Origin of the sequence: Maribacter polysaccharolyticus (assembly GCF_028882255.1) — a bacterium.
Taxonomy (GTDB): Bacteria; Bacteroidota; Bacteroidia; order Flavobacteriales; family Flavobacteriaceae; genus Maribacter_A; species Maribacter_A polysaccharolyticus.
Map to the genome: position 1 here is coordinate 204,891 of NZ_JARBUY010000003.1, position 12,156 is coordinate 217,046.

Sequence of the window (12,156 nt, forward strand, 5' to 3'; positions counted from 1 at the left end):
CCTTTAAACCAACCAAACAAATTCAATGGATATAGGACTTTTATCGGTGAGTATGAATGTGTATTCTACGAAGCGTATCGCGGAAGAGGCTGAAAATCGCGGACACTATATAGAATTGATCGATCATACCAAATGTTCTGTAAAATTGGGATCGGGAAAACCTAAAGTATATTATTTCAATGAAAACATAACCGATGCCTTTGATGCCATCATTCCAAGGATAGGGGCCAAAGTGACCAAACATGGAGCCTCGATCGTAAAGGAATTCGAGATGAACGGGGTTTTCAGTACGGCCCATGCGTTGAGCATTTCAAGGGCCAGAAACAAAGTCCGTAGCCTGCAGATATTGTCCAGGAAACATATTCCCATACCTGACACCCTGTTTTCCATCAATCCGGATGATATTGAGCACCAGATAGAGCTTTTGGGAGGTCCCCCGGTCATCATTAAACTTCAAGAGGGTACCCAGGGTTTAGGGGTGATATTGGCTGAAAGTAAAAAATCGGCCAAATCGATCATAGATACATTTTATAAAATGGATACCGGTATCCTTATCCAAAAATACATAGAGGAATCCAACGGGGAGGATATCCGCATCTTCGTGGTGGGGCAAAAGATCGTGGCCAGCATGAAACGAACCAGCGATGTCGGGGAGTTTCGGTCCAATGTGCATCGAGGGGGTATTACCGAAACGGTAAGCCCCACTCCAAAGGAGGAACACATGGCCTTAAGCGCAACCAAACACTTAGGGTTGGGGGTCGCGGGTGTGGATATCATCCGTTCCAAGAAAGGCCCCTTGCTTATCGAGGTAAACGCTTCTCCCGGCCTTCAGGCCATTGAAGCGACTACGGGAGTGAATATTGCCAAGGAAATCATCGTGTTCGTGGAAAGGAATGTTTCAAGAAAAAGAAAAAAGTATTGAAGTCAGGGGAAATGACTCTACTAAGCTATTGAAGGCAACTGTCCCGATTTGGTGAACGGAATGGAAGTATGTAATTATTACTGCCGACTTACCACTTGTTTTGCCCTTTTTTATAACTTTCCGAAAAGATCCAGGCCATGTATAAATTTCTTTTACCGTTTATTTTCATTTTGTCTACCTGTACTGACCGAGCAAAATTCGAAGTAGGGCAAATCAATACCCCAAAAGGGGAAATATTGATTTGGTTGTATGGGGAGACCCCTAACCATAAAGAGAGCTTTATAGAATTGGCCAATGCCGGGTATTGGGATTCATTGACTTTCAATAGGGTGATACCTGATTTTGTGGCACAGGGGGGATGCCCTGATACCCCGGAAGGATTCGATGACCCGGAATATCTGTTGGCTCCGGAATTCGACGAAAAACTGGTGCACGACTATGGGGCAGTAGGCGCCGGAAGGGATGATAATCCGGGAAAATTATCGGCCCGATGTCAGTTTTACATTGTTCAAAATAAGAAAGGGGTACACCGATTGGACGGGGATTATACCATATTCGGAAAAGTGATCAAAGGAATGGATGTTGTTGATGCCATTGTGAACAGTCCACGGGACTCCATAGACCAGCCATTGACACCGATAACCATGGATGTGAATGTCATAAGAATGAGTGCAGAAGAACTTAAAGCATACGCCATCGCCAATTAATGGACCCCTACTATAAGGTCTAGGATTTTATTTTTTTAGCGAGCTGTATTTGATGTTTGCTCTTTTTCAGTTGGGTGTTCAATTGTTTTACATCAACCTTCATGAACCTTTCGAACCTCTCATTCACACGTTCCAAACGCTTGTTGAAAATGGCATAAACCTCGCGTTGTTGGTCGGTTGGCTTAAAATCTGCCCCATTTGCCCCAATATCACTGGCCAAGGCACTTAATCTGCCATAGAGTTTCATGGGGGATCTAAAGGCATCTTCCCTAGCCCCGGTCAATTGAATGTCATATAATGTTCCTGTGATATCCTCGGCCATTTTACGCAGTTCTGTCGCGCGTTTAATATCGTTTCCATTTTTCAAGCTTGGAATGATTGCATTCAATTCGGCCCGTAGGGTTTCCAAATCGTTGATCAGGGTGACCGCAATGTTTATGGCATCCCTTAGTTCCAGCGAAAAAGCGACCTGCTCCTTAATACTTTCCAATGTGCCTTCAGATGCGGGGTCTTTAAGAACGGTCAACTCACGAACATATTCATCGTTACCTATTATGAGTTTTACCTTATAGGTGTCAGGTACTACCCGTGGCCCGAACTGTCCGCGCCTTAGGTCCAGATCCCAAGTGACCAATGGGCGCCAACCTTCCCCATTGAGTTGTACCCAAGGCCTTCCGGGTGGGGTCGACTTCAATTTGGGCTTATAGGTGGGTTCGTAACGTAAATTCCATACGGTTCTATGGATACCTTTATCATTCGCACCTTTTAATGTACGTATGATTTCATTGTTGGCATCCAAGATTTGTATTTCCACCTTTTGATCGGTACTGTCCTTCAGGTAATAGTTGATCTCCGCTCCATATTTTGGGTTTCGGCCGGAGTTGTTACTGGGACCATCGGTCTTTATACTTTCTTTTTGTTGAAAGCGATAGGCTTGTCGTAAGCTGAACAAATGGGCTTCTTCGTTTATGGCGTCCAAATCGAATTCCCGCAGCGGTGAAATATTATCCAAAATATAATAGCCCCTGCCGTAGGTGCCTACTACCAAATCATCGAAATGCTCTTGTATTTCCAACCAATAAACCGGTGCGGGAGGTAGGTTATTTCGCAGACGCATCCAATGTTCTCCATCGTCGTGACTGATGTACAAACCATTGTCCACTCCGGCATAAAGCATGCCCTCCCTTTTGGGATCCTCTTTGATGACATGAACGAAGCTGTGGACGGACTTTGGTAGGGTTTCGCTTATCAATCTCCAATGTTGTCCATAATCCTCCGTTTTGTACACAAAGGGGTCAAAATTGCCCATTTGATGTAGGTCCACACTGATGTACGCCGTACCTTTTTTATGCCGGGAGGTCTCTATATTGGATATGGTGCCCCATTTCGGTAGATTCGGAATGTTTTGGGTCACATTGGTCCAGTTTTTACCCCCGTTTAAGGTAAGCTGTACCTGACCATCATTACTGCCTGTCCAGATTACCCCGGCTTCTGTTTTTGATTCCTGGATCGCAAATAAGGTAGAACCGTCAAAGGTCATAAGGTTGTCTTTGGCAATACCCCCTGAACTCTGCTGATGCGTTTTGTCGTTCAACGTCAGGTCGGGGCTTAGTACCTGCCAACTTTGACCGTTATCATCGCTCTTATGCACATATTGACTTCCTACATAAACCCTGTGCTTCACGTGGGGCGAAAAGGCAAGGGGAAAATTCCAGTGCCATCGGTATTTCAATTCGGCCGGGGCCCAACCATAACCTGCTTCAGGCCATACCCGAACGTCTTGGGCGTGTCCTGTTTTGGCATTGTACCTTTCCAATCCACCATCATAACAACCAGACCATACGATGTTATTGTCAAAAGGGTCCGGTTGGGCAAATCCGCTTTCACAGCCACCCACACCTTTCCATAATCCGATCGGTATGTAGCCTTGCAGACTGTTGCTCGGACCTTTGTAAGAGTAACCGTCTTGACGGTTTCCGTAAACGTTATAGGGTATTTGGTCGTCTACGGCCACATGGTACATTTGGGCGATGGGCAGTACCACCCTTTGAAAAGTTTCCCCGTGATTAAGACTTATGCTCGCTCCGCCATCATGGGCGACCATGATACGGTCGGCATTGGTTGGGTCTATCCAGATGTCATGGTTATCCCCTCCGGCCTTATAGCCTCCTTGTATCGTTTTGCCCCCATCTTTGGAGGTGCTGAACTTTACATTGGCAAAATACACCTCATCGGGGTTTTTCGTGGAGACGGCCATGCGCGTATAGTAGGGGGCTCGCTCGTTGATATCGTGATCACGGGTTTGAAGGGTCCAGGTTTCCCCAAAATCGTTGGATCTGAAAAGGGCTGGACTATCAATTTCAAATAAAGCGTAGACCACATTGGGGCTGGAATGTGAAATCGCTACCCCTGTTTTCCCTACCGGGTTGTCGCTGCCCCCGGGCAATCCTTTTTCGGAAAGCGCCTCCCAGGTTTCACCACCGTCCAAAGAGCGGTATATACCCCCACCGGGTCCTCCACTGTTCAACCCCCACGTATTGATATGTATAGACCACATACCCACCAATAGCCTATTTGGGTTTTTGGGATCCAAGGCGATATCCGCGGCGCCCGTATTTTTGTCAATGAACAGGATTTGTTTCCAACTTTCGCCACCATCGGTGGTCTTGTAAACGCCACGTTCCGGTTGGGGTCCGTACGTGTGGCCCAGGGCAGCGACATAAACAATATCGGGATTGGTGGGGTGAACAACGATGCGGCCTATTCGCCCTGTTTTTTCAAGGCCCATATTCTTCCAGGTCTTTCCCGCATCCGTTGATTTATAGATGCCGTCCCCCATGGCATGGGCAGGCCGAATCACAAAAGTCTCGCCGGTACCTACCCAAATACTGTTGGGATCTGTTGGGGCAATGGCCAAGGAACCCACCGAGGAAACATCTTGGTCGTCGAAAATCGATTTCCAAGTAACCCCGCCATCCGTAGTTTTCCATAAACCTCCTGACGCTGCACCAATGTAATTGATCATGGGATTTCCCGGAACGCCGGCAATGGCAATCGTTCGGTTGCCTTCAGGACCTATAAATCGGAATTTCAAGTTTCGGAATACCTCGGCATCGATTTGGGCATTACAGATGAATGAAAATAAAAAAACAAAGAGGATACGAAAAGGTCTTGGACTCATGATAATTGGATGATTGGAAGAATCCCCACCTTCATTGGAAAAACTCCAATTCGATTGAATCTAAGGGGATACCGGGATTTATTTTATCCTTACTAATATAATTAAAGTTATAATTCGACCCTTACCTTATCGGAATTATTAATTTTGTGGTCCAAATACATTCCACATGAAATACGAACAAATAAGCAGTGATCTTTTTATAAAGAATCGCAAGAAATTCATGGCTAAAATGTTGCCATCGAGTATCGCGATATTCAATTCAAATGATATATATCCGATTAGCGCGGATAGTACTTTGCCTTTTGAGCAGCATCGCGATATCTTTTATTTGAGCGGTGCCGATCAGGAAGAAAGTATTCTATTGCTTTTCCCTGATTCCCATGACAAAAAACTTCGCGAGGTCCTTTTTGTACGTGAGACCAATGATCATATTGCAGTTTGGGAAGGCGAAAAACTGACCAAGGAGAAAGCCACCGAAATTTCGGGAATCGAAACTGTTTATTGGTTGGGCGAATTTGACAAGGTGTTTTTTAATTTAATGACCGAGGCCGATACGATATATTTCAATACCAATGAACATTATAGGCAGTCTGTGGAGACCCAAACCCGTGAAGATCGTTTTATCCGGGATTGCAAACGAAAGTTCCCAGGCCATAAAGTGGCGAAAAGCAATCCTATTTTACAGGAAGTACGGGGGGTGAAAGAACCAGAGGAAATCGCATTGATGCAAAAGGCATGCAACATTACCGAAAAAGGGTTTCGAAGGTTATTGGCCTTTGTAAAGCCGGGGGTTTGGGAATATGAAATAGAAGCGGAACTGTTGCATGAGTTTATACGAAACCGATCCAAAGGATTTGCCTATACCCCGATAGTCGCCTCGGGCGCCAATGCCAATGTACTTCATTACATAGTGAACAATCAGCAGTGTAAAGACGGGGATATGTTATTGTTGGATGTGGCTGCCGAATATGCCAACTATTCCAGCGACCTCACAAGGACCATTCCGGTAAACGGTAGGTTCTCCGATCGCCAAAAAGCGGTATACCAATCGGTATTGAACGTCAAGAACGAAGCCACGAAAATGTTGGTGCCCGGTACCGATTGGGCCGAGTATCATAAAGAAGTCGGTAAAATCATGACGTCGGAACTATTGGGCTTAGGCTTATTGGACAAGGCCGATGTACAAAATGAAGATAAGGACTGGCCGGCCTATAAGAAATACTTTATGCACGGTACCAGCCACCATATCGGATTGGATACCCATGACTATGGGGCGCTCAAATCCCCGATGAAAGCCAATATGGTCTTTACCGTTGAGCCGGGCATTTACATACCGGAAGAAAATATGGGTATTCGAATTGAGGATGATGTGGTGATCCAGGAAAAAGGAGAGCCTTTTAACCTTATGGCGAATATCCCTATAGAAGTAGAAGAGCTAGAGGAATTGATGCAGGCCAAGTCTTAGGGACAAAGGTCTTTTATCGGTCAAGTGGAACCGTTAGGGTCATTATATGGAAATAATTAAGCCCTGACTGTTTTGTTTGGGGAGGACCATTTATTTCGGATATGATCCCAGGACCATACCTAATAGTATATGAATTTTATGAAGTTTAAGACTATCCATAATTCGGGGTAAAATACATTAGTCGGTTACCACTGAAGACGAATACAAAAAACGGAAATCCAGGAACTGGGTACTAGGCACGCACTTTTAGCCTATGTACTGGAAGGTTAACTGTGATTTTCAATGGATTAAACTTTTTATTTGCAATACTTTTATGGATACAATTTTTAAACCCAAATTCTTCACGATTTTAAAATCGGGATTGGATAAGAAACAGCTTTCAAATGATATTTTATCGGGAGTCGTAGTAGGGATCGTCGCCTTGCCTTTGGCCATTGCCTTTGCCGTAGCTTCTGGGGTATCCCCGGAAAAAGGGCTGATCACGGCCATAGTTGCCGGATTTTTGATCTCATTACTGGGAGGTAGCCGTGTGCAGATCGGCGGACCCACCGGGGCATTTATAGTCATTGTCTACGGTATCGTGGAGCAATACGGTATGGATGGCTTGATCATTTCGACCATATTGGCGGGAATGTTATTGATCATTTTCGGATTGTTGAAACTGGGTACGCTGCTCAAGTATTTTCCGTTATCACTGGTCGTGGGCTTTACAAGTGGCATTGCCATAGTTATATTTTCTACCCAGGTCAAGGATGCCCTAGGCCTACCCATAGACAAGGTACCTTCCGAATTCCATGAAAAATGGTTGGTCTATTTTTCCAATTTGGATCATATAAATTGGATGGCATTTTCATTGACGGCCATTACCATTTTGATTACGGTTTTCTCAAAAAAAATAACAACGAAGATTCCGGGTTCCTTTATCGCGATCATACTAATAACCCCTTTAGCGTACTTGTTAAAGCTTGATGTGCCGACCATCGAAAGTTTTTTTGGAACGATTCCCAATAGTTTTCAATTGACCATTCCCGATATTCATTGGAACCAATTACAAAATTATATCGCCCCCGCTATGACCATAGCTTTATTGGGCGGTATTGAATCCTTGCTGTCGGCAGTTGTTTCCGATGGGATGATCGGGGGGAAACACCGTTCCAATACCGAGTTGATCGCCCAAGGGATTGCCAACATCGTAACTCCATTTTTTGGGGGAATCCCCGCTACTGGGGCCATTGCCCGTACCGCTACGAACGTAAAAAATGGGGGTAGAACACCCATTTCAGGAATGGTGCATGCCATGACCTTATTGTTGATCATGTTATTTCTTGGTCAATGGGCGAAACTGATACCCATGTCGTGCTTGGCCGGTATTTTGATTGTTGTGGCCTATAATATGAGTGAATGGCGGTCTTTTGCATCGATCCTCAAAGGGTCCTATTTTGATATCCTTATTTTATTGACCACTTTTTTCATTACGGTATTTTTCGATTTAACCCTGGCCATCGAAGTGGGAGTGGTATTATCGGCCATTCTGTTCATGAAAAGGATGGCGGACTTCAGTGAAAAACGGATCGATGATATTATCGATACGGATGTCATTGAAAATTATTCCGAATTACCGGCGGCCTTGAATATCTATGAGATCAGTGGGCCCTTGTTCTTTGCATCGGCAAGAAGGTATTCTGAGGCCATTGAGGAGATCGGTATAAAATGCGAAGTCCTGATCATTAGAATGCGCCATGTTTCGTTTATTGATCAGACGGGTTTACACAATTTGAAGGATACCATAAAGATTTTAAAAAACAAGAACATTACGATCCTTCTGTCCGGATTGAATCCTCAGGTGAAAGCGAAATTCAAAAAATACCAATTGAACGAATTGATTCCGGAAGAACACATTTTCGACAGTTTTAACAAGGCGACCCAAAAAGCATTCGAACTGTTAGGGCATCCATCAAAAAAAGGAGAATAACCAAAGCTGTTTTCTACCGGTTAAGGATATTGGCTTTGGCTATGAATTTCCTGCTTTTTTCCATATCGCCTTCCGTCAGAAAACTAAAGGCAAGATTTAAATGTAAAAGGAACGAAGCCAATCATCATCATCATTTTTTTGCATCAAGGGTCTTTTTTGCCACAGGATTACGGTCGCAGATATTTGCTGGGATCATCCAACAATTACCGGTTCGTTCATTTTTCTTACTGTTTGGGAAGTGTTTGAAATAGGGCCGAAATAACTGTTTTGGTTTCTATGGATTCACGGTTGAAAAAATAACTGCAGTCCATATCCCCAATTGTGAAAATCACATAGGACTATTTGATCCAAAACCAACCATGGCTGCCGGCAACTGCCCCGGCTGTTGTTATTAAACTTAGCATCAACAATATCCAGTGGGCCTTGTGCATAATGGCAAAAGTCTTCTCTGGGTTTTTATCGGCATATTTTTTAAAGAGTCTGTGAAGTAACAAAGGCTCCAAAACGTATAGGACCAAGGTAAACAATATCCAAACTAAGGTCATGGCGTGTATCCACCAGAACCTATAATCAAGATATCTTTCCCACCCATCGAGCACATAGAGCATGTAAAAACCAGTGATACCCGTTAATAATGTGGTGATTTTGGCCTGAAGGGCGAACCTACCTTCAATCTGTTCAAAGGTTTTAATGCGGTCTTCTTTGGATTTCATTTTCTTAACGGCAGGGATGATTACGGTCGTGACCATGCTAACCCCGCCTATCCATAAAACCACTGCAATGATATGAATAACCCTGGCAAGTGTAAAATGTTCCATTTTTTAGTCCTTTTTTTTCGATTCACAAATATAGGGCCTTCCGTATTTTTGGTTAAATATGGGATAAATCCACTCTGGAGGACCACCTTATTTCTTTAGCACGTTCACCCCAATAAAAACCACAAAAGCGGGGATTACCCATCCCATACTGTAGCCACCCAAAGGAATAAGATCTTGAACGGCGGAAATTGTATCCCCTAACCCGATACTCCCCATAAAATCCGGTACACTAAACAGAATCGTGGTGACAACCACCGCTTTAAATACTAAAGGGGATGTATATTTTTCTGGCAAGACATTCAATACGATCAAAATGATGGTTATCGGATAAATGAACATGAGTGTAGGTAAAGCAACGTCGATAATATAATCAACATTGAACTGTCCCATACCAACCCCTAGGACGCAACCGATAATGGCCGTTATCGTAAAAGCTTTTTGGGAATCGTTATACCTCGATTTTATGAAATCAGCCGTACCGGTAACAATTCCGACCGCAGTGGTAAAACAGGCCAAACTCACCAAGATGCCCAAAAACAGGTTGGCGGTATTGCCCAAGGTTTTTATACTGATGCCGTTTAAAATGGCGGTGCGCGAAACATCAGCATCAAATTCTTGGTGCATTAGTGCACCGGTGAAAATGAGTCCGGCATAGATCAATAGCAATGCGAATCCTGCGATCCAGCCGGCCCTTCGTACAAGGGCTCTTTTCTCTTTAAAAGAATCCCCCTTGTTTTTTAGGTTGATGGAAACAATGATAACACCGCCCACGACCACCGCGCCTATGGCATCAAAGGTTTGGTACCCTTCCAAAACTCCAGCCGTAAAAGGATTAGCGAAAACGGTATCGCCAAAATCCGTCGGGTACGAAAATATCGTTATGCCAATAATCAGTAATAGAATAAAAATAATGGCGGGGGTCAAAAACTTTCCGAGAATGTCGAGAATTTTGGATCGGTTCATTACAAAGACGAAAACCAGAGCAAAATAAATGATACTCGTTAAGATATAGGGGGTGTCAAAATAAGGCTGAATGGCAATTTCATGGGTCACTGAGGCTGTACGCGGGGAGGGTAGTCCTGCGGCGATACCATATATGAGTAGGGCGAATACCAAAGCAAACTTAGGGGATACTTTCTTCCCGAAATCGTAGAGGGTGCCTTGCAAGCGGGCATGGGCAAAAATGCCCATGATGGGAATGCATATGGCAGATATGCAAAACCCAAGGGTAACGAGCCACCAAAAATCACCCGACTTAAACCCGAGTAATGGAGGTAGTATCAAATTTCCGGCTCCGAAGAAAAGTGAGAAAAGGGCGAAGGCGGTAACAAGGGTTTCCTTGAGTTTGTCCATGGTTTAAAATTAAGGCCGCAAAGATACTGTAATTGGCAAGGTAACGGTCTGTTTTTCATCGATAAAAAAAGAGCCTTTCACCTCTAATAATGCATTTCATCGAATTTATCAACATTTTTTTTGGATATTTTAAATAAAAAACAGGATAAGGACGTTATAGCATAAAGTGATTCATGAACCACTTTTTAAAATAGATCGAATCAAGTATTCAGCATTGGTCCATATCCTCAAAATGGACGGATGCGCGCCAAAAAACCTACATCATGAAAAAACTAATCTGCCAGATTTTCGGACATCATTACGCTGTCTCAAAAAAAGTGACCCACCACATCAAGGAATATCAATGCATACACTGCGGTAAAGAAGTGACCACCAATGAAACCGGTGCGCTTTCGGCCCTAACCCCGGAAAGGCAGGAAATCAATGATACCTTGGAAACGATATACCAAAGAAGACATTGTACTGCGGATCATGCAGCCTAATTATGTTTTGGCAAATGAATTCCAACCCTGAGCGGTTAATGGAATTTTAGAATTATTCCTGGAAATTAAGTGTGCACCTTCGTTCCCATCAGTCATGTGCCCCACGACTGTTAGGTTAGGATTGCCCTTTATTTTTGGGAATTCTTTTTGGTCCAAAGTGAACAATAACTCATAATCCTCACCCCCACTCAGTGCCACAAGGGTACTGTCTATCTTAAACTCCTCACAGGCAGCGATTACCGTTGGATCCAACGGGATCTTATCTTCATACAGGTTGCAACCCACTTTACTGTTCTTGCATAAGTGTAAAATTTCAGAGGAAAGTCCGTCACTGATATCGATCATGGACGTTGGGTGCAGCTCCAATTTTTGAAACAATTCGAACATATCCTTTCGGGCTTCGGGTTTCAATTGGCGTTCCACGATATAGGAGTATGGCTCCAGATCGGGCTGACTGTTGGGGTTTACCTTAAACACTTCCTTTTCCCTTTCCAGGACCTGAAGTCCCATATAGGCCCCACCTAAATCCCCGGTCACCACAAGTAGATCGTTTTCTTTCGCTCCGGATCGGTACACAATGTCTTCCCCTTTTGCTTCCCCGATTGCCGTGACACTTATGATCAGGCCGGTTTTTGATGAGGTGGTATCGCCCCCGACCAAATCAACATTATAGATTTTTGCGGCCAAAGCAATTCCTGCATAGAGCTCTTCGAGGGCCTCTAACGGAAAGCGGTTGGAAACGGCCAAGGATACGGTTATCTGCGTGGCCTTCGCATTCATGGCATAGATATCGGAAAGGTTGACCATTACCGCTTTGTACCCCAAATGTTTCATAGGCATATAACTGAGGTCGAAATGAACCCCTTCGACCAAAAGATCAGTGGAAATCACAGTCTTGTTCCCTTGAAAATCGAGTACCGCGGCATCGTCCCCGACACCTTTACACGTTGACTTTTGGTTCAAATGGAAATGTTTGGTAAGATGGTCGATCAAACCGAATTCGCCCAACGCTTCCAGATCTGTTTTTTCTTGATTCTTGTTCTCTAGCATTTTGCAAAAGTAAGTATGATATTTATTTAATCATTATTTAATGTAAAAAAGATAGGTAGATAGATGGCCACTTCCTTGAAAACTTACTAATTTTAGTACTTTTAACCGTAGCGTCGAACTTGTATTTTATGCAAAAGCGGTCAGGAGTGAACAACTGACCTGTTTTGATTGACGATGGGTCCGACGACTTAAATGAATTGTTACAT

At 43.9% G+C, this 12,156-nt stretch carries 9 protein-coding genes; 5 read left to right on the forward strand and 4 right to left on the reverse strand.

The annotated features are described in order from the left end of the window. The first annotated feature begins 25 nt into the window (after window positions 1-25). Both PHU20_RS10515 and PHU20_RS10520 read left to right on the forward strand, forming a co-directional pair. Entirely contained in the window at window positions 26-922 is an 897-nt protein-coding gene (locus PHU20_RS10515) for a RimK family alpha-L-glutamate ligase (RefSeq protein WP_274825329.1), read from the forward strand. A 137-nt stretch (window positions 923-1,059) separates the two neighbouring features. Next, on the forward strand, window positions 1,060-1,629 hold the full coding sequence (locus tag PHU20_RS10520) for a peptidylprolyl isomerase (protein ID WP_274825330.1): 570 nt from the start codon (window positions 1,060-1,062) through the stop codon (window positions 1,627-1,629). A gap of 19 nt (window positions 1,630-1,648) precedes the next feature. On the opposite strand, the gene PHU20_RS10525 is transcribed toward PHU20_RS10520, so the two are convergent. Further along, window positions 1,649-4,810, reverse strand: a complete 3,162-nt coding sequence (locus tag PHU20_RS10525; RefSeq protein WP_274825331.1) for a VPS10 domain-containing protein — start codon at window positions 4,808-4,810, stop codon at window positions 1,649-1,651. 166 nt (window positions 4,811-4,976) lie between these two features. On the opposite strand from PHU20_RS10525, the gene PHU20_RS10530 reads away from it, so the two are divergent. Together PHU20_RS10530 and PHU20_RS10535 are read left to right on the forward strand one after the other, a co-directional pair. Beyond that, on the forward strand, window positions 4,977-6,275 hold the full coding sequence (locus tag PHU20_RS10530; RefSeq protein WP_274825332.1) for an aminopeptidase P family protein: 1,299 nt from the start codon (window positions 4,977-4,979) through the stop codon (window positions 6,273-6,275). Between the two features lie 313 nt (window positions 6,276-6,588). Then, entirely contained in the window at window positions 6,589-8,247 is a 1,659-nt protein-coding gene (locus tag PHU20_RS10535; RefSeq protein ID WP_274825333.1) for a SulP family inorganic anion transporter, read from the forward strand. Window positions 8,248-8,585: 338 nt separating this feature from the next. Here PHU20_RS10535 and PHU20_RS10540 read toward each other — a convergent pair whose 3' ends face one another. After that, a complete protein-coding gene (locus PHU20_RS10540; protein ID WP_274825334.1) occupies window positions 8,586-9,065 on the reverse strand; it encodes a hypothetical protein in 480 nt (159 codons plus the stop codon). Window positions 9,066-9,152: 87 nt separating this feature from the next. Beyond that, on the reverse strand, window positions 9,153-10,418 hold the full coding sequence (gene brnQ, locus PHU20_RS10545; RefSeq protein ID WP_274825335.1) for a branched-chain amino acid transport system II carrier protein: 1,266 nt from the start codon (window positions 10,416-10,418) through the stop codon (window positions 9,153-9,155). Between the two features lie 263 nt (window positions 10,419-10,681). Between brnQ and PHU20_RS10550 the strand changes: the two genes are divergently transcribed. Further along, on the forward strand, window positions 10,682-10,900 hold the full coding sequence (locus tag PHU20_RS10550; protein WP_274825336.1) for a hypothetical protein: 219 nt from the start codon (window positions 10,682-10,684) through the stop codon (window positions 10,898-10,900). On the opposite strand, the gene thiL is transcribed toward PHU20_RS10550, so the two are convergent. Continuing rightward, window positions 10,901-11,950, reverse strand: a complete 1,050-nt coding sequence (thiL, locus tag PHU20_RS10555) for a thiamine-phosphate kinase (RefSeq protein ID WP_274825337.1) — start codon at window positions 11,948-11,950, stop codon at window positions 10,901-10,903. Window positions 11,951-12,156 lie beyond the last annotated feature (206 nt).